At 34.6% G+C, this 17,854-nt stretch carries 18 protein-coding genes and 2 pseudogenes; 1 reads left to right on the forward strand and 19 read right to left on the reverse strand.

The window, feature by feature from the left end:
* Positions 1-2 precede the first annotated feature (2 nt).
* The 3 genes from ANG_RS06390 to ANG_RS06400 are packed head-to-tail and all read right to left on the reverse strand — an operon-like array spanning position 3 to position 3,136.
* Positions 3-1,184 carry a phage major capsid protein gene (locus ANG_RS06390; protein WP_020999657.1) on the reverse strand — a complete coding sequence of 394 codons (1,182 nt, stop codon included), beginning with the start codon at positions 1,182-1,184 and terminating at the stop codon, positions 3-5.
* A 13-nt stretch (positions 1,185-1,197) separates the two neighbouring features.
* Positions 1,198-1,881 carry a head maturation protease, ClpP-related gene (locus tag ANG_RS06395; protein WP_020999658.1) on the reverse strand — a complete coding sequence of 228 codons (684 nt, stop codon included), beginning with the start codon at positions 1,879-1,881 and terminating at the stop codon, positions 1,198-1,200.
* A complete protein-coding gene (locus tag ANG_RS06400) occupies positions 1,874-3,136 on the reverse strand; it encodes a phage portal protein (RefSeq protein WP_003038005.1) in 1,263 nt (420 codons plus the stop codon). Before ANG_RS06400 ends, ANG_RS06395 begins: the two co-directional genes overlap by 8 nt.
* Positions 3,137-3,296: 160 nt before the next feature.
* Here ANG_RS06400 and ANG_RS10960 point away from each other — a divergent pair.
* Positions 3,297-4,648, forward strand: a protein-coding gene (locus ANG_RS10960; protein ID WP_148290573.1) for an IS3 family transposase whose coding sequence is annotated in 2 segments (ribosomal slippage) — positions 3,297-3,759 and positions 3,759-4,648 — 1,353 coding nt in all. Because the reading frame shifts where the segments join, the coding sequence is not laid out codon by codon here.
* 32 nt (positions 4,649-4,680) lie between these two features.
* Here the strand turns inward: ANG_RS10960 and ANG_RS06415 are convergent.
* The 16 genes and pseudogenes from ANG_RS06415 to ANG_RS06485 all read right to left on the reverse strand — a co-directional run.
* A pseudogene (locus ANG_RS06415) lies at positions 4,681-5,166 on the reverse strand (VirB6/TrbL-like conjugal transfer protein, CD1112 family); the annotation flags it as partial.
* 19 nt (positions 5,167-5,185) lie between these two features.
* Positions 5,186-5,266 (reverse strand): annotated as a pseudogene (locus ANG_RS10965) (Maff2 family mobile element protein); the annotation flags it as partial.
* A gap of 6 nt (positions 5,267-5,272) precedes the next feature.
* Positions 5,273-6,919 (reverse strand): recombinase family protein, encoded by a 1,647-nt coding sequence (locus ANG_RS06420; RefSeq protein ID WP_025271815.1) that lies wholly within the window; start codon positions 6,917-6,919, stop codon positions 5,273-5,275.
* A gap of 3 nt (positions 6,920-6,922) precedes the next feature.
* Complete coding sequence (locus ANG_RS06425; RefSeq protein WP_025271816.1) at positions 6,923-7,126, reverse strand: hypothetical protein; 204 nt, start codon at positions 7,124-7,126, stop codon at positions 6,923-6,925.
* Between the two features lie 61 nt (positions 7,127-7,187).
* Positions 7,188-8,039, reverse strand: coding sequence for an ATP-binding protein (locus tag ANG_RS06430; protein ID WP_025271817.1), 852 nt, complete (start codon positions 8,037-8,039; stop codon positions 7,188-7,190).
* A gap of 128 nt (positions 8,040-8,167) precedes the next feature.
* Positions 8,168-8,902: a hypothetical protein gene (locus ANG_RS06435; RefSeq protein WP_025271818.1), complete on the reverse strand. Its 735-nt coding sequence runs from the start codon at positions 8,900-8,902 to the stop codon at positions 8,168-8,170.
* Positions 8,903-8,986: 84 nt separating this feature from the next.
* On the reverse strand, positions 8,987-10,012 hold the full coding sequence (locus ANG_RS06440; protein WP_025271819.1) for a PDDEXK nuclease domain-containing protein: 1,026 nt from the start codon (positions 10,010-10,012) through the stop codon (positions 8,987-8,989).
* 314 nt (positions 10,013-10,326) lie between these two features.
* Complete coding sequence (gene mobQ, locus ANG_RS06445; RefSeq protein ID WP_025271820.1) at positions 10,327-11,961, reverse strand: MobQ family relaxase; 1,635 nt, start codon at positions 11,959-11,961, stop codon at positions 10,327-10,329.
* Positions 11,962-12,206: 245 nt separating this feature from the next.
* Positions 12,207-12,536: a DUF3847 domain-containing protein gene (locus tag ANG_RS06450; RefSeq protein ID WP_025271821.1), complete on the reverse strand. Its 330-nt coding sequence runs from the start codon at positions 12,534-12,536 to the stop codon at positions 12,207-12,209.
* Positions 12,537-12,621: 85 nt separating this feature from the next.
* On the reverse strand, positions 12,622-13,038 hold the full coding sequence (locus ANG_RS06455) for a sigma factor-like helix-turn-helix DNA-binding protein (protein ID WP_025271822.1): 417 nt from the start codon (positions 13,036-13,038) through the stop codon (positions 12,622-12,624).
* Positions 13,039-13,163: 125 nt separating this feature from the next.
* Positions 13,164-13,895, reverse strand: a complete 732-nt coding sequence (locus ANG_RS06460) for an ABC transporter permease (RefSeq protein ID WP_025271823.1) — start codon at positions 13,893-13,895, stop codon at positions 13,164-13,166.
* Positions 13,895-14,626 carry an ABC transporter permease gene (locus ANG_RS06465; protein ID WP_025271824.1) on the reverse strand — a complete coding sequence of 244 codons (732 nt, stop codon included), beginning with the start codon at positions 14,624-14,626 and terminating at the stop codon, positions 13,895-13,897. Before ANG_RS06465 ends, ANG_RS06460 begins: the two co-directional genes overlap by 1 nt.
* Positions 14,619-15,542 carry an ABC transporter ATP-binding protein gene (locus ANG_RS06470; protein ID WP_025271825.1) on the reverse strand — a complete coding sequence of 308 codons (924 nt, stop codon included), beginning with the start codon at positions 15,540-15,542 and terminating at the stop codon, positions 14,619-14,621. Before ANG_RS06470 ends, ANG_RS06465 begins: the two co-directional genes overlap by 8 nt.
* 51 nt (positions 15,543-15,593) lie before the next feature.
* Entirely contained in the window at positions 15,594-16,010 is a 417-nt protein-coding gene (locus ANG_RS06475; RefSeq protein WP_025271826.1) for a DUF5301 domain-containing protein, read from the reverse strand.
* A gap of 45 nt (positions 16,011-16,055) precedes the next feature.
* Positions 16,056-16,823: an ABC transporter permease gene (locus tag ANG_RS06480; RefSeq protein WP_025271827.1), complete on the reverse strand. Its 768-nt coding sequence runs from the start codon at positions 16,821-16,823 to the stop codon at positions 16,056-16,058.
* Positions 16,824-16,942: 119 nt separating this feature from the next.
* Positions 16,943-17,851: a sensor histidine kinase gene (locus tag ANG_RS06485; RefSeq protein WP_025271828.1), complete on the reverse strand. Its 909-nt coding sequence runs from the start codon at positions 17,849-17,851 to the stop codon at positions 16,943-16,945.
* Positions 17,852-17,854 lie beyond the last annotated feature (3 nt).

The raw sequence follows: 17,854 nt of genomic DNA on the forward strand, positions 1-17,854 counted from the left end.
CCTCATTTCATGGTCAAAACTTTAACCGCTTCATTCAGAATTAACTTACCATCCACACGCTGACTAGCAAGGAAGCCAACTTGACCGCTTTCTGCATAGAGTTCATTCAGGCGTTTAAAGGAACGTCCTTGACGATCCGCAATCCAGTAGTAAGAAAAGTCACCGAAAGCCAAAACTTTCTTACCTGTATCAATGGTTGGTACAAAGCTAGAGGTGAAATAAGGACGATTCAGAATCATATCTGGTACACCAGCTTGAACAGATGGCTGCCAGATATAGTTGCCATTATTGTCCTTGAGTTTCCGTAAGGCTTTGACAGTCGAATCGTTCAAAATCCATACTGCATTTTTCCGATAAGGTGATTTAAGCGAGTGATACAAATCCATGACATCGTCAAAGGTAATCGTCGCACCACCACTAGTCGCCCCTTCAGTGACCGTTTGAAAAATTCCTGTTGGCTTACCTGTTCCATCACCAATCAGAAAAGCTTCCTCTTCCTTCACACCAATACGACGAGCAAATTCATTAGCCATATAGCTTTCCAAATCAAAGACGGAATCATAGAGCAGCTCATCAGAAATCTTAATGGCTGTTCCAACCTTATGGGAACCAAGCGTTACTTGATTAAAGGTATCTTCTGATTCCTTGAACTTAGAGTTCTCATCCATCCAAGTGGCTTCACCGTTCCCTGACACAACTGGAATCTTCCGCTCTCCGCTTGATGTCTGAATAACCGTTGCGAGACTCCGCATGAAGTTTTCTTCTTGAAGAGCCTGGATCAGACGTTTCTCATATTCATCTGGAACCAAGTAACCGCCACGTGAGTCGTCTCCAATACTGAGGGTATTTTCAATATCATAAAAGTTTTTCTTGCGGATATTGTTCCAAAAAGCTGTGTTATAGGCTTTAGAGGAACGTCCGCCTTTTGGATTTCCTCCGCCCACGGTTGGATTGGCAACAATCGCTTGACTAACCGGACTGGCCAATTCCTTGTCTAGTGCTTCCTGCCGTTCCAAGCGTTCAATCTCTTTACCAAGACGAACGACTTCATCTTCCATTTCTTCATAACGAGCCGTATCTTCTGCAGAAACCAGACCCTTATCATCTCTACAGGTATCTAGGAAGTTTTTTGCTTTCTCCCATACCTGTGCTCGTTTTTCCCGCAATTGTAAAATTTTACTCATGGTTATTCCTTTCCTATTTCAAGAGTGACAAACGTTTCTCTAACTGAGAAACTGGTGTTTTGGGCTGAGTTTTTTTATCAGCCAATTTTAAAAGCAATTGGTTGGTCACCGCTGCTTGACTAAACATCATACTTTGAACTGTTCCCTCTTCATGTGGAGCAGGTTCATACAAAATAGAATCCGCAAATCCAAGTTCAAGAGCCTTCTTAGCATTAAACCAAGACTCAGCATCCATCAAGTGGGATAGCTGTACCCGAGATAAACTAGTTTTAATTTCATAGGCATTGAGTATGGACTCTTTGACTTCCGATAACATAGCAATGGCCTTCTCCATTTCTTTAGAATCGCCAATTGCGACCGTCATCGGATTATGAATCATCATCATAGCTACTGGACTCATATTGACGGTGGTTCCCGCCATAGCAATGACACTGGCTGCCGAAGCTGCAATGCCGTCAATATTAACGGTCACATCGTCTTTATAATCCATTAACATGTTGTAAATTTGAGCTGCTGCAAAGACATCCCCACCTGGTGAATTAATCCATAAGGTTAATGGACCACTGCCACTCATAAGTTCATTCTTAAAGATTTGCGGAGTCACATCATCATCCACCCAGGATTCACTGGCGATTGTGCCATTTAGATGCAGTACGCGCCCCATTGCATCCTCGCTGAAATTCCAAAATTTATTCATGACTCTCTCCTTCTTGATTTGTTTTCATAAATCCTCCTGCATCCTTTAACTTGGTCATATTTCCATTAATGAGATAAAGGTCACCACCTTCTTCTGGCGGTATAGGGTTAAGTTCTTCTAGCTTCCTGATGTCATTGGTTGATAGCCAACCGTTTTGTCGACCAATCGCATAGCCATTCATCCGACTTTGGTAATCTCCACGAAGCAAGCCGTCCACATTAAATTTAATGAAATGGGTCTTCTTCTCTTCCGGCAGCAGCAAACTTTTCTTAAGAGCCTGTTCAAACCGAACCACCCAGGGATCCAAGGTATACTTAACAAACTCAAGGGATTGTTGCTCAATATTCGAAAAACTGGACTTCTCTAAATCTCCTACCATATGCGGTGGAATCCGAAAGAGACGTGCAATCTCATTGATTTGAAACTTGCGGGTTTCCAAGAACTGTGCTTCTTCAGGCGGTATCCCAATTTGCTTATAGCTCATCCCTTCTTCCAATACAGCGACCTTATGAGCATTTCGTGTCCCCTGATAGACTGCATTCCAAGAATCTCGGACCTTAGCAGGGTCTTTTAAAATCCCCGGGTGTTCGAGAACTCCACCGGGATTAGCACCGTTGCCAAAGAAACTAGCGCCATACTCTTCACAGGCTAGCGTCATCCCGACTGCATTCTTTGCCAGAGCAATCGGAGAATAACCAATCAGACCATCAAATCCTAAGCCAGGAATATGAAGTACCTCTTCTTGTGATAAAACAATGCTTCCTTTTTCCTGAAAATTAGGATTGTCTTCCTCAAAACGATTGTAAACATAAAAGAGCTTACCCTTCTCACTTCGATGAACGCTCATCTGATCCGGTAGCAAAGGATACAGCCCAATCACCTGACCTGAACGGTCACGAAGAATCTGAGAATAGGCATTCCCCCAGATCAAGAGATGGCTCATCAAGGTTTCTCGAAAGACAAAAGAAGTCATATCAGGGTTCGGCTCATCATGCAAAAGCGTGTAAAGGGCATGTTCTGTATCCTTCGTTTTCCCTCCTTCGGTGTATCGATAAACATGAAGAGGTAAAGATGCAATGGTCTCTGACAGAATCCTTACGCAGGCATAGACCGCTGTCGTTTGTAATGCCGTCCGTTCATTGACCGTTTTCCCACTCGTGGTTCGACCAAAGAGTAGCGAAAAGTCATTTCCTTCATACTTATTTTTGGGCTCTCCCCTCTGTCGTTTTAGTCCTAATCGTTCCAATATTCCCATAGTCATCTCCTTTTCTAGGCATGAAAAAAAGCACCTCTCTTGAGATGCTTTACAATCACTCTTTCAATTGTGGAAAATCTAATAAATTTAAAAGGATAAGATTCTGAACTGCACCCCAAAAGTTAGACAAGAAAACTCTAACTTTTGGGGTGTTATTTTTATGAAATTAAGTTATGAAGACAAGGTTCAAATCTATTACTTGCGAAAAAGCGGCGCAACTCTCAAGTCATTATCAAAACAGTTTAACTTCAATCAGTCAGGGATCGAATATCTGATTCGGCTGATTGATAGGCATGGAGTAGGCATTGTCAAGAGAGGTAAGAAGACTTATTATTCTCCTGAACTAAAGCAAAAAATCCTTCATCAAGTTCTTCTTGAAGGGCGTTCTCAATTGTCAGTCTCTCTCGATTTTGCCCTTCCTAACAGGGGGACTCTCCCAAATTGGCTGGCACAATATAAGAAAAACGGCTATACTATTGTTGAGAAACAAAGAGGGAGACCACCAAAGATGGGACGTAAGAAAAAGAAAACTTGGGAAGAAATGACGGAACTAGAGCGACTTCAAGAAGAGAACGAGCGTCTTAGAACGGAGAATGCCTATCTAAAAAAGTTGAGGGAGTTACGCTTAAGGGACAAAACCTTACAGCACGAAAAGCAGAGACAATTAGAGAGATGGTCAAGGGAGGATTCCGATTAAGTTTCCTACTAGCCATAGCTAAACTCTCTCGTGCAACTTACTATTACCAGCTAAAACAGCTGGACAAACCAGACAAGAATCAAGAGTTAAAAGCTGAAATTCAATTGATTTATGATGAGCACAAGGGAAACTATGGTTATCGTCGGATTCATCTTGAACTGAAAAATCGTGGCTTTCACGTTAATCATAAGAAAGTTCAGCGATTGATGCAAGTGATGGGACTACAAGCTCGAATTCGTCGTCAACGGAAGTATTCTTCTTACAAGGGGGAGATTGGTAAGAAAGCTGAGAATCTCATTCAGCGTCAATTTCAAGCTTCTAAGCCTTATGAGAAGTGCTATACAGATGTAACCGAATTTGCCTTACCAAACGTCAATGGAAAGCTCTACCTGTCTCCTATTTTAGATGGGTATAATAGTGAAATCATTGCCTTTACCTTGTCACGTTCACCTGACTTGAACCAGGTCAGAACAATGTTAGCCAAGGCTTTTCCTGCTGAAACCTACAAGGGAACCATTCTCCACAGTGACCAAGGCTGGCAGTATCAGCACCAGTCTTATCATCAATTCTTAGAAGCGAAAGGAATTGTCCCATCTATGTCTCGCAAGGGCAATAGTCCAGACAATGGGATGATGGAGTCCTTCTTTGGCATCCTCAAATCGGAGATGTTCTACGGTTATGAGAAGAGTTATCAATCGCTTGAGGAGCTGGAGAAAGCTATTGCAACTTATATTGTTTATTACAACAATAAACGGAGCAAAACTAAACTAAAAGGACTTAGTCCTGTGCAGTACAGAACTAAATCCTTTCACTAATATTTTTTGTCTAACTTTTTGGGGGCAGTACATCCAAGCCCCTTTTCTTTTAGGGTATCCATCATTGCTACTATCTGATCTCCGGAAACGGTGGCAGAGGTATTTATCACCCCTGCCGCCTTATTTACCATGTGCTGTGCCACATCAAAAACTGCCATTGAAAACTCAAAGGCATGGGATACTAACCATACAGCAATCCACATCTTGATGATGTACTTAAAAAATTCAAAGGTATCTATATCGTGCATATTGTTCTTTTGCATTACCATATTGATAAGCTCGATACAAAGAACTGCTGTGATGATTAGTCCCGCTATTGGAATGATAACGGAATCGTTAATGCTTTTGATAAAGGCAAATACATCTCCGTTCCACCCCATAGGCGTTTTACCTACATCTGTTGCAACCGCACCAACTTTGTCGTTGATATCAAGAAACATGGACTCTAAGTTTGCTTGGATACCGCCCAGTAGAAGTTCCTTAAAGAATTCTTCTATCTTGTCGAATATTCCAAACATCTAAGCTCTCCTTTTCTTCTTAATTGAGTACACCCGCAAGTAGTGGAATGAGCTTAAGTCCGATAAGAACGATACCTCCTCCAGCCATAAGCTGCTTTATGGCTAATTAGAGATTGTAGCTGACCTGTAAGCTGTCTGTATTTCCTATGAAATTGTAATGTATTTCTATTATTTGGGTGATTTCTCCGTCCACTACTTCCTTTTCGTGAACATAGATTTTTGAGATGAGTTCATTTAAGGTTTCTTTGTCCAGCTTCTTAATATTCTTGTGTTTCTTGATGAGTTCTATCCATTTATAGACACCATTTTCATCTACTCTACTTGTAACAACTTTTCTTTCCATTTCCTCAATTCGCTTTGTTAAAAGCTCTTGCTCATCTTGAGATTTTTCAAGTATTCTTTGGAAATTGCTCTCGCTGATTTTCTTATTTATCCAATCATCATAGAGTTTCTCAATCTTGTTACCAAGCTCTGCCACTCTTTTACTATCTTCTTCAATCTTCTTTGCGATATAGATTTGTTCTTCTTCATTTTCTGTATCTCTTGATTTTTCAAGAGCCTTTAAGACTTCCTTTTCATCTTTTAAAGCGAAGTCTGCATTCTTTCTAATATCTGCAAGTACGATTTCATAAAGAGTATCAAAGTATATCCTATGCTGAGTACACAAGTTTTTTCCGTATCTGCGATAAGTGTTACAAGTGAGTATTTTCTCTTTTTTCTTTGAGTTGTTTCTTCCAAGATTTAAGGCTTTCCCACAATCAGGGCATTTGACAAGTCCTGCGAAGATACTTTCTTCTCCTGTCTTAAAAGGTCGCTTCCTACTTTCTATCTTTTCATTTGCCATTTTGTAGGTATCTTCTGAAACGATAGGTTCGTGGGTATTTTCTACAACTATCCAATCATCTTTTGGTTTGTCTGATAGCCAACCGATTTTGAATTGATAGTTTGCTTTCTGACTTGCCGTGTGTCCAAGATAAACAGGATTTTCAATTATCTCCTTGATTGTTGTACAATCCCACCAATACTCGCCGTCTTTTAGGGTTTTTTCTAATTTGGTAAAAACATTTCTAAGTCCCTTTTTCCTGTTCCACCAAGTAGGTGTAGGAATTTTTTCATCAAAGAGTATTCGCCTTATTGCCTGTACTCCATATCCACTGATAGCAAGGTCATAAATCTTTTCCACTATCCACGAAGTTTCTTCATCTACCATAAGAGAGTAAGTATCATCAGGATTTTTCATATATCCGAATGGTGCAAGGCAGCCTGTAAATTTACCTTGTCTTGCTCTTGTAAGATATGCCGATTTCATCTTCTTTGAAACATCTCTTGAATAAAACTCATTTAGTACATTCTTAAAGGGTACTATCTCATTATTGTCCTGTAAGGTATCCACTCCGTCATTGACTGCAATATATCTCACTCCGTTTTTTGGAAAGAAATTCTCGGTATAATATCCTGTCTGAAGATAGTTTCTTCCAAGTCTTGATAAGTCTTTAGTAATGACTATATCAATTTTTCTTTCCTCAACATCTTTTATCAGTCTTTGAAATGAGGGGCGGTTCGTATTTAAGCCTGTGTATCCGTCATCGACATATACATCAGCTATATTCCAACCTCTTGCCTTGACATAATGTTCAAGCATATCCCTTTGGTTTTGTATGCTGGCACTCTCTCCTTTCTGCTCATCATCTTTAGACAGTCTGCAATAAATTGCAGTCCGATATGAAAAGTGATTTGAATTTGTTTGTATCATTTCCTATTCCTCCTTTGGATTTTTAGGAATGACACAACCCTCTCTAAAACTGTCTTTAGTATAGCACACTTTCTTATCTTTATCAATATTATATTGTGTATATTCAATGTTGTTGTCTTTTTTAATCAGCTTGATAAACGCTTCTGCTCCTGTTCTTTGTGTTGTATAGTTTCGTTTTACAATATATTTTGTCTTTTCTTTTTTCATCGATTGCTCCTTTCCTTGCAATTAAAAAAGCGATTAGAATTTTTTACTTTTCTAATCGCCTCTACTCATCTATTAAGTTTTGTGCTTTCTTCAGCTTTTCTTTACTTTGTATTTTTCTTCTGTCCACTCCTATAACTCTAAGGGGTAAACACATCTCTATTATCCTTGAATAAATCCTCCCAAGCATTATATCTTCCTGTTCTTTCTCTATATCCTTAAAATTAAGGTTTGTAGTTATAATGGTCGGTCTTGCCTTTAGGTATCTTGCATTTATCACATTGTAGATTTGCTCTAAGGCATATTCTGTATTTCTCTCTATCCCAAAATCATCAAGAATTAGTAAGGTTGGATTTGTTATTTGCTCAATATATTCGTTTCTATCAAGGTTAAAGCCACCTTTTTGTAAGTCATTTAGTATCTGTGCGAAATTTCTCATCTTAACTGTATAAGAATACTCTGTGATTATGGCATTGGAAATAGCACAAGCTATATAGGTCTTACCACTTCCTACATTTCCATATAAAAGCAAGCCTACATTGTCCTTTCTCATTTCTTCAAAATGCTTTACATAGTTTTTAGCTTTTTTGATGATTTCTTTATCGGTATCTTCATCAGCATTTTCAAAGGTATATGCTTTTTTATTTTTGGATATAAAGCAGTTTTGTCTTAACCTATCCTGTTCTATTTGCTTTTCTCTTTGTTTTTCTCGTTCCTGTCTATCTCTATCACATTTACAAGTTGTTCTGATAATCATAGGCTTATCCAACATCTGAATTACTTTGCCATCTATTATTTCATTACAAGCCTTGCAATAGATATGTCCGTCCTTTTCATGCTGAGTATCTTTGTTGTAGGTAAAATCTGTACCTCGTATTTTTGTAGTTACCATATTTTGATTTTCTTTGTTATTCATAACTTTAATTCTCCTTTTTCCTGTTAATTAGTGGAATGCGTTTTAAGGTTTTTTTATCTTTGGTGTATTCTGATACCTATTTTAGCTTTAATGCTCTAAAAACACCTTTCCACCTTGTTATATGATGTTTATAGGCTATCGCTATCCTCATAGTTGGTTGAGTAGGTTTTAGAACTTCCATTTTGAGTGTTTTTCTGTGTTAGTTTTTCTTTATCCTGTTCATACCAATTAAGAATGGTTACATAGTGGTCTTTATAATCTGTTCCTTTACTTTTAAGATACCTTGATAGCTTTTCAATCATGGTATCGGTATGACCTTGAAGCTTATCCTTTAGCTTATGGTATTCTTCGTCAGTTAATCGAACATTTTGATATTCTCCGTAAAAAGAAAAGGGGGCTGATTGGTTTTCTTGTTCTCCTCTCCCCTTATCTATACTATGCGGACAATTGACGGACACTTGGTTGTCAGTTGGTTGACTTTTAGTTGACAAGTGGTTGTCATTTGGTATACCAAGATTTTCAAGCTTTATATACGCTCCATTCTCTGTTTCTGATAAGAATTCTTTTTCTTTGATATACAAAGTTTCTTTTCGTCTATCATTTCGGATATAGTTATTTATCTTCCAATGGGTAATGACTATAATTCCTCTTTCAAAGACAATTACAAAGCCTTTTGTAATTAAGATTTTTAAATCATCGTCATTTGCTCCTATGATCTTTATTATCTTCTTTGGATTATCCACAAAGCCGTCATCATCTGCCCTCATTGATAAATGAAAATATAGGCATTGGCTACTTAGTGGCATATCTAAAAATAAATCGCTATCCACTATCTTCAATGAAAACATTCTTTTATCTGCCATTTATTCCTACCTTTCTTCAAATAAAAAGAGAAGTATCGGCACCTTTGCTTTTACTTCTCTAAAATATTTCTGTAATTTTTACTATTATTTTTTCTTGTACTTTTTTACTACTCTTTCTACCTGTTCTTCTAATTGTTCTCTGTCTGGAATGTATAGCGTATACTTAGAAGCAAATATCTGGTTAGATAAGCTACCAAGTGCATATTCTGCCTGTATGCTATCCTTGTTCGCACAAAGGATAATTCCAATAGGTTCATTATCCATTTCGTCATTAACTTCTGCTTTATAGTAGTTAAGATACATATTAAGCTGTCCTACTGCTTCTGGCATTAGCTTTCCTGTTTTTAATTCAATCAAAACATAGCTTCTGAGTATCTTGTTGTAAAATACCATATCAACATAATAATGGGTATTTCCAAGTGTTACCCTTTGTTGTGAGCCAACATACATAAAGCCTTTACCAAGTTCCAATAAGAATTTTTCTATATGAGTTACAAGTGCTTTTTCTAAATCACTTTCCATCATTGGCTTTTCTTCAGGTAGTCCTAAAAACTCAAATACATACGGATCTTTTATTACATCACTTGGCGTAGCTATTTCGTTTCCCTTTAGAGCTAAATCTAATACTTTTTCTTTATTTTCATCTCCACTTGATAGCAATAATCTCTCAAATAGTGATGTATTTATTTGTCTTTTTAATTCCCTTACAGACCAATTTGCATTGACCGTTTCTTTCTCATAAAAACTACGCTTATTCATATCGTCAATAGACAACAACTCACAATAATGCGACCAACTCAATTTAACAGACAGTGTCTGTTGAATTTCATATTCTTGATAAAATCTCCTCATAAACTGTAGATTAGAAACCGAAAATCCACGCCCAAATTCTTTAGTCAGCATTTTAGACAAATCTTTCAGTAGAGTTTTCCCATACTCAGCTCTATCTGAATGACCTTGCTCATCTTCTACAATAATTCTCCCTATTTCCCAATAAGTTTTTACTAATATATTATTAACTTGCTTCGCTACATCAGTTCGTGCATTATCCATTAGTTTTTTTATATTTGCATAAACATCTGCATGAAGATTTTCAACTAAATTATTCATAAGTTTACTCCTTAACTCATCATACTATATTGCTAATTGTACCATAAATATTGAGTGTGTTCAATATTTATACAGCTAAAGGAAGTAGTAATTTATGACACCCTTTATAGTTAATACACCCTGAAATATGAAGTCCTTATATAGCTGCCATCGTGAAACACGACACTAGTTATATGTGTCCCCGAAACAGGGACTCATCTTTATATCTGCGTTCACAAAATGGGTACGCAGCCTTATGCAACGAAATAGTGCGTCAGTTTGTAGTACTAAATGATTTGCTCACTCCCTACTAAAGGTTGTCCTATTTTATGATTTCATCTTTCTTGTTCCGTATATTTTTCTTTTGCCTTTTGTCTATACTGATCTCTTTTTTCTTGTTGTTCTTGGAATTTTTTCAATTGTGCAATTACACTTGGCTTTTCTCCTCTCTTAATTGCTTTGTCTATCTCTATGGATAAATCTATGCCATACTCATCATTGACAATCTTTACTGCATATTTGAGATGGTCTATCTGCTTAAATTCATCTTGAATTTTGATTTTATCTTTGTTTAAGACTTCTATTTCTTTTTCAAGTTTTGTAATTTCTTTTTGCCAATCATTTAATTTTATGGCTGAAGTCCCAGTAAATTTTTCTATAGTCTTTCTTGCTCTTTGGTACTTATCTATTTCCTTTTTATGAGAATTATAAAAGCTGTCTTTGAATATGGTTTTGCTCTTATATTCCTGATAGACTTTTTTGTTTTCTTTTATAGAGTCTATGCAACTTACACATTGATTTAAGTCTTTAATTCTTTGTGTTTTTTCTTGAATATCACTGCTTATCTTTTTACTTTGCTTTGCAAGTTCAAAGACTTTTCCTTGTAGGTCTGCTATGGTTTGAAGATGATTATCTTTCAAATAGTAGATTGCTTTTACAAATCTCTTTAGGTCTGCATTTCCCTTTTTTATCTGTCCATAGTATGATAAATTCTTTGTTTTTTCTCCCTGTATCTCGTTGTAGATAGAAATATACTCATAGAGGTTAAAGAGTTCTGCTTTGTTCTCCAGTTCATCTTTCTTGTCCTGTTTATACTCATCATATTTTGCTTGCAGATTTCCAAGTAAAGAGTCTATCCAAAAAGTTATTTCTTTTATCTTGCTCTTAATAGCCTTTACTAAGGAGTTGTGCTTTTTGATTTCTCTATTGATGTTTCCTTTGTCGGTTTCTATTCCTTTTTTCTCTAATGCACTGGCACTTGCTCCCATATGAATGGTTGGAATTTCTTCTATCCCTTGTCTTTTGTAGGAACGATGATCTACTCTTTTTTCCTGATGATTTTTTTCTAAATACTGATTACAAAGGCTTGCAAAATTCTCTCTCCATTTCTCTGCGTTTCCTTTATCGTTCCAGTCTGTAAGCTCTACTTTTCTTGTTTTGTAGTTCCCACTTTTTAGTTTTACCTTTTCTCCGTTTTCATCAAGGATATATTCTTTTTTTGATTTTGCTTGCCACTCTCCTTTTTCATTGATTGGTCTAAGGGTAGTCATAATATGTGCATGGATATTGTTGTTATCTTCACTTGTTCTATCATGTATTGCAAGGTCTGCTATCATTCCTTTTGATACAAAATTTTCTTGTATGAAGTCTGTAATAAGTTTCTTGTTTTCCTCAAAGGATAACTCTTTCGGTAAAGCAATAATGAAGTTTCTTGCAAGCTGTGCATTGCTTGCCTTTTCATTTAGCTCCACGCTGTTCCATAAAAAACTTCTGTCTTGTAATTCTTTTGGTATGTTCTCCGGCAAGTAAATTTGCGAATGTAAAAGTCCCTTTTTATTATGGTAGTCGTGGACTTCTCCGTCCCATTCATTTTTGATCTTTTCACAAGAGATATATGCTGCACTTGCAACTGCCGATTTACTCTTACCTCTGCTTATCATGGAAATACTAAAGTGAAATGTTTCTGCCATCGGTATAAGCTCCTTTCATTTTTTGTTTGTTTTCATGTAAATGAAAAAGCAGATAGGCTATTTTTTATATATTTTCCTATCTGCTTTATCCGTATGTTTTTATTAAGTTTTGGATTTTCAAAGACTTGCTAAAATCCCTTAGTTTACTAAGGGCGCAATTATACACCCTAAAGAGTGCTTTGCGACCTGCGGTGCTTTTTGCCCTTGCAGGGAGCTTCTGAAAAAACTAAGATTTTTTATTTTATCTACTCGATGATTGTTTCATCTTCTATATCTTTCCCATTTATCATTTCTTCATAGGCTTGTCTGTATTCTTCTGTGTGAGTAGCAACTTTAAGTAATTCTTCTACCTCATCGTTAGTAAACATTAGAGGATTTTTAACCAATCTTTCTACTATCAATCCCCTTTGTATGAGCCTATGATTTCTTCTTTTTCGTTCCTTTTCATTTGCCAACTTTTCTAATTTCTTCCCTTGATTTTGTAGTTGTTTCAGCTTTACATCGCACTTTTCTTTTTCTTCCTGAAGTTCAGAAATTTGTTCTTGTACTTCCTGTAATGTTTTTTCTTTCTTCATTTTTCATTCCTTTCGTCTAATCTTTTTCTGTTCTCATAAAGAAAGGCTAAATACCTTTCTTTGATACTTAACCTTTCATCATTTTTTAGATTTTATCTTCTAAAAATTTTCTCAACTTTTCTAAAATTCTATCCCTCCTCCCACTGATTGCTTGATGTGTAACTTTCTCTCTTCTGCTAATTGACCTTAAACTTTCTTCTTTGTAGAAGATGGCTTCCATTAACTCTCTTTCTTCTTTTGTCAGTGTAGCTAATGCTTTATTTAGTTCTTCAATTTGCATTTTTACTTCTACGATTTTTTCTAAGTCTATTTTTTCATCTATGATGTTATCTACAAAGTGTCCGTCATGGTCTAATGCTGAAAATGGTATTACATTATGCTTCCAATCTTTTCTTTGGAGATATTTTTCATGCTCTGTTATCTTCCAATAAGCTTTGTAGATTTCTTCACTTACGGCTACGGCTTTCCCTCTGATATAAATATAGTATTCTCTTTTGTCCATTGTGCGTTCCTCCCTTTTTATTTCTCTGTTTTGGTTTTTTGAGAATAAAAAAGGAGGACTTCTACACTTTGGCGTAAAATGTCCTCTTATAAATAATTCAGATTGATTTCTTCTGTTTTTCTTATTTACTTTTTACTAATACTTATTTTATTTAATATCTTATACGCTATTAAACAGCAAAAAGTATTTACAATTATACTAATCATAATTTCTATCGCTGATGTTTCATACGCTCCTGACAAAATAAACACAGATGATATTGGATAAATGGCTCTTAAAATTTCCTTTGAGGCAAAAAATATTCCCACAAAAGAGTATATCTCAGCGATAATCAGAGCTATCCAGTAGCTCCTTTTAACAAGTCCAATAAGTGCAATAATTGGAGATATTACCATAAAAACGCCTATTCCAGTTAATACATATACAACAAAATAGTGAACTACTTCACTCATATTTACTGCGTGTAAATGCAATACCGTTTCTATAATTAAAGATACCATAAACAATATTAGATAAATAAAAATGCTACCCAATAGAGTAATTATCATTTTGGCAGTTATCATATTTTTTTCATCTATCGGTATTAACTTCAATGATTTAAGTACATCTTCTTGTTCCTCACGACAAATAATATATCCTCCAAATAACGCTATCAGACTTGGCAATACAAAATATGTTGTTAAGGACTGAACCTGTAAAAAATACCATCCAAATGTGTCTATATACTTTTTGCCATCAAATGAAAATTGTCCTTGAAGAAATACAATCCCTAATGTCATTATAAGTGCAAATACAAGCAAAAACATCAATTTTGACCTGTAAAGTTTTTTATATTCAGCAAATAAAAGTGTCTTCATTACCATCCTCTCCTCTTCAATAATAATTTTGTAACTATTGAAAATCCAACTACCCATATCCCTATGCAAAGAAGAGAATAAAATATATTTATATCCTGATTTAATATTATTCCCGGGACATCCCTCAAAACAATTGCTGTAGAGCTTGATAATGGATGCACATACATATTAACCATCAAAATTACAAACCCTGAAAAAGCATAAACAATCGTCAAACAAATAGGTAAAATATATTTTTTTGTCAAAAATGCGACAGATAAAATAGGCAGCATAGAAACTGCTAAAAGTCCACTAATCTCAAAACACTTTCTAATAAGAAAAGCAAACAAAGAATAATCTATCTCTATATTATGAATAATTTTCCCCAAAAGAAGCGTAAATAGAATTGACAGACTCATAAATACTAAAGTGTAAATAAGCACAATTACAAATTTGCTAATCAAAAATTTCGTCTTTTGTACCGGAACAATCCATAATGCTTTAAAAGTATCATTCTCATACTCTGCCGACACAATCATTGTAGAAAATATTCCTAATATTATTGGCAAAATCAGCCATAAATTATAACTAAATATTGTCCATTTGAAATATTTCATTACATTGTCTGAAAGATCTATATTCCCAAAGTATATAGTGGCAAGTAATGGCATTAGGAGTGTTGCCAGAAACATCATCAAAACAACCTTTTTCCTTTTTAATTTAAGAAACTCTACTTTAACTAAATTAAGCAATTCCCTCTCCTCCGGTTATTTTCTTAAAGTAATCCTCCAAAGAATCATTACATGTTTGTGATGAAATCACTGATATTTCATTCATAACCAACAACTTGTTAATTTTTGCCATATCTAATCCATGACTATATATCCTTATATGATTATTATCTTCAACGGAATAATTTGTTATTCCAAATTCTTTTTCCAAAATGGTGGCAGATTTTGATACATCTGATACTTCCAAAATAATATACTTTCTATTTTTCTTATTTAATTCTTCCATACTGTTTTCTTCTAACAAAACTCCTTTATCTATAATGCCCACTGTATCAGCAAGGAGTGTTATTTCAGATAGAATATGACTGGAAATTAAAATCGTCTTTCCTTTTTTTACACTTAAATCTTTTATAAAGCTTCTAACTTCTGCTATTCCTATTGGATCTAATCCATTTGTTGGTTCATCTAAGATTAAAACCTCAGGATCATGTAAAATTGCATTAGCTATTCCCAGTCTTTGTTTCATTCCTAAAGAATAATTCCCAAAAAGTTTTTTATCTTTATATGGCAGACCAACTACTTCTAAAGCATTTTTAACTGCATTAGGAAAAGCCGTTCCTCTTAACATTGCAAATATTTCCAAATTTTCTGTCCCTGTAAGATTAGGATAAAATCCAGGTGTTTCAATAATTGCACCAATTCTTGGATAAATCTTTTTCTCGTTACCTTTTATGTTTTGATTGAAAACACTTACTTCACCATTCGAAATATCCGTAAGACCCAATATCATCTTCATAATGGTTGTTTTTCCTGCTCCATTTCTCCCTAACAACCCATATATAGAACCTTTTTCAATGTGTAAATTTACAGAATTGACAACCATTTGTTCTCCATAAACCTTTGTCAAATTCTTTGTTTCGATAATATAATTTTTCATTTCACTTTTTCTCCTTATTTTGTAACATCATTTTCTGCACTCTATTACATATTATTTTTTGCTAATCAAATCACTAATATTATTAAAAATTCCCTGTTTTAATTTCCAAATCCCAGTATAGGGCTGTTCAATATAACAGTTACCTTTTTCCTTATATAAATATGCTACACTTGGATTTTTCCCCTCATCTTTGTGATAGAATTTTATTATGATATAGCTATCAACATTCGTAGGTTGGTCGTTTACACTTTCCGTATTATCATTTTCTGAATTATCTTTTATATCACTAATCAGTTTTGATATTTCCTCTTTATCACTAATTATCTTAAAGATTTCAGAAGTATTTTCAATAATTTCTACTTCTGTTATATTTTCAACTTCGGGCAACACTATTTCTTTTTTATTTCCGCATGCCGTTAAAGCTAAAAAACAAATTACAATTAGTATTATTACAGTATATTTTTTCATTCTCTCACACCTCTATCTAAAAATAATATTTTTTTACAAATTAGTCTAATAATTTTGTTTTTTCATGGATTTTATACCGAGTAGAAAAAATAGAATTCCGATTATTGCAATAAAAGATAAACAACTAAACGGTGATGCATTTAGCGGATATCCTCCAATACTATTTTCTACCATTTCTTTAGCAGCAGATGATACATTTTGATAGACTCCTAATAAACTTGCAAGTGGATGTATAGGTATTAAAGTTGATGCACCAAATATCGGGGCGCCTACATAAATCAAGCACATAGAAATCGATAAAATATAACCCTTAGAAAAAGTAGCAATGTAAATCACTGGAAGCATTGCAATCGGAATTAACAAAGCTGCTACTACATATAAAATAGTGGCATCTTTCAATGTAATTAAATTAAAATCTACGAATCCGGCACTTAATACTGCACCCAAAACTGATGACATATATGTTAATACCATCAAAAATATAGTCAGTAATTCTATCAAAATAAATTTCGCAAAAAATACTTCAAATCTACTAACCGAAGTTATTAGTACATTCTTTAATGTGTCATTCTTCCTTTCGTCAAAAAATAACATTGTAGAAATCATTCCAATTACGATTGGCAAGAACACAAAAGTTATATTCTTAAACGCTAAACAATATAAGTCTCCAAAACTATCCATGATAGGACTTTCTCTTGAAATTGAAAATGCTCTTTCAATTGCAAACAAATTCAAGATAACAGTTAGTATAATAATACCTATCAAAATTTTACTTCTCTTCCATTTTTTTATTTCAGCTTTTATCAAGAACATATCGCACCTCCTTACAATAAATATTGTAAATGATTAACCTTGCCATAATCTTGCGACACTCTTGTTTTTATCTTGCTTCAATAAAAAAAGCCCCCTAAGAGGCTTCCTAAATCAGCTATTTACATTGCAAACTCTACAGTAAAAACAGTTTTTATATTTGGCACACTACTTACGCTTATTTTAGCATTATTTACTCGCAATAATTCTTTGGAGATTGATAATCCAAGCCCTGAACCTTTTGTTAATCTTGAACTATCTGCCTGATACATTCTGTCAAATATATATGGTAAGTCCTTTTCACTTATACCATCTCCATTATCTAAAATCGTCAAAATAACTTTTGTATCCGATTCTTCTAATTTCAAATGTACTCTATCACAATTACTATGAACAATAATATTGTTTATAATATTGTTTAAACTTCTAAAATAAGCATTTTCATCTATCCTTATATTACATTCCTGTTCCGGAATTTCAATTTCATAGCTTATATGTTTTTCTTCAAAAACAGGAATCCAATCACTTATGACATTTCTTGTTAATTCGTTCAAATCCTTATCCGCAAAAGAAAACTTCCATTCTCCTGAATCCAATTTTACCCAATCAAAAAGTTTTTCTACAAAATCCTTTAAGTAATGTGCTTTACTTAAAGAAACTTTTATATAGTCATCTTTTTCATCACCTGTAACAAGTCCTTCTTGAACTGCTTCCAAATACCCAACCATAGATGCTAAAGGAGTTTTTACATCATGAGATAAACTTGTCATGAGTGATTTATATGCCTGCTCCGACTGTTTTTGCTCTATTAGTTTATTTTGACTTTGTAGTGTTATCTCATTTATATCGTGGCAAATTTTTTCTGTAGTATCATTTTTCTTAATTAAAATTCTACGATTGTAATCACCATGTTTGATATCAACAAGTACCTCCCTAATCCTATCTATTTCCTTTTTTATATGCGTGATCTTTTTTACTAAATATAGGATCACACATAAAAGTATCAAGATTATGATATTTTTTATATCCATACA

The sequence above is a fragment of the Streptococcus anginosus subsp. whileyi MAS624 genome, assembly GCF_000478925.1.
GTDB lineage: Bacteria > Bacillota > Bacilli > Lactobacillales > Streptococcaceae > Streptococcus > Streptococcus whileyi.

Coding starts and splice junctions, on each gene's coding strand:
- ANG_RS06390 (WP_020999657.1), bottom strand. CDS start 1,184: ATGAGTAAAATTTTACAATTGCGGGAAAAACGAGCACAGGTATGGGAG.
- ANG_RS06395 (WP_020999658.1), bottom strand. CDS start 1,881: ATGAATAAATTTTGGAATTTCAGCGAGGATGCAATGGGGCGCGTACTG.
- ANG_RS06400 (WP_003038005.1), bottom strand. CDS start 3,136: ATGGGAATATTGGAACGATTAGGACTAAAACGACAGAGGGGAGAGCCC.
- ANG_RS06420 (WP_025271815.1), bottom strand. CDS start 6,919: ATGATACAAACAAATTCAAATCACTTTTCATATCGGACTGCAATTTAT.
- ANG_RS06425 (WP_025271816.1), bottom strand. CDS start 7,126: ATGAAAAAAGAAAAGACAAAATATATTGTAAAACGAAACTATACAACA.
- ANG_RS06430 (WP_025271817.1), bottom strand. CDS start 8,039: ATGAATAACAAAGAAAATCAAAATATGGTAACTACAAAAATACGAGGT.
- ANG_RS06435 (WP_025271818.1), bottom strand. CDS start 8,902: ATGGCAGATAAAAGAATGTTTTCATTGAAGATAGTGGATAGCGATTTA.
- ANG_RS06440 (WP_025271819.1), bottom strand. CDS start 10,012: ATGAATAATTTAGTTGAAAATCTTCATGCAGATGTTTATGCAAATATA.
- mobQ (WP_025271820.1), bottom strand. CDS start 11,961: ATGGCAGAAACATTTCACTTTAGTATTTCCATGATAAGCAGAGGTAAG.
- ANG_RS06450 (WP_025271821.1), bottom strand. CDS start 12,536: ATGAAGAAAGAAAAAACATTACAGGAAGTACAAGAACAAATTTCTGAA.
- ANG_RS06455 (WP_025271822.1), bottom strand. CDS start 13,038: ATGGACAAAAGAGAATACTATATTTATATCAGAGGGAAAGCCGTAGCC.
- ANG_RS06460 (WP_025271823.1), bottom strand. CDS start 13,895: ATGAAGACACTTTTATTTGCTGAATATAAAAAACTTTACAGGTCAAAA.
- ANG_RS06470 (WP_025271825.1), bottom strand. CDS start 15,542: ATGAAAAATTATATTATCGAAACAAAGAATTTGACAAAGGTTTATGGA.
- ANG_RS06475 (WP_025271826.1), bottom strand. CDS start 16,010: ATGAAAAAATATACTGTAATAATACTAATTGTAATTTGTTTTTTAGCT.
- ANG_RS06480 (WP_025271827.1), bottom strand. CDS start 16,823: ATGTTCTTGATAAAAGCTGAAATAAAAAAATGGAAGAGAAGTAAAATT.
- ANG_RS06485 (WP_025271828.1), bottom strand. CDS start 17,851: ATGGATATAAAAAATATCATAATCTTGATACTTTTATGTGTGATCCTA.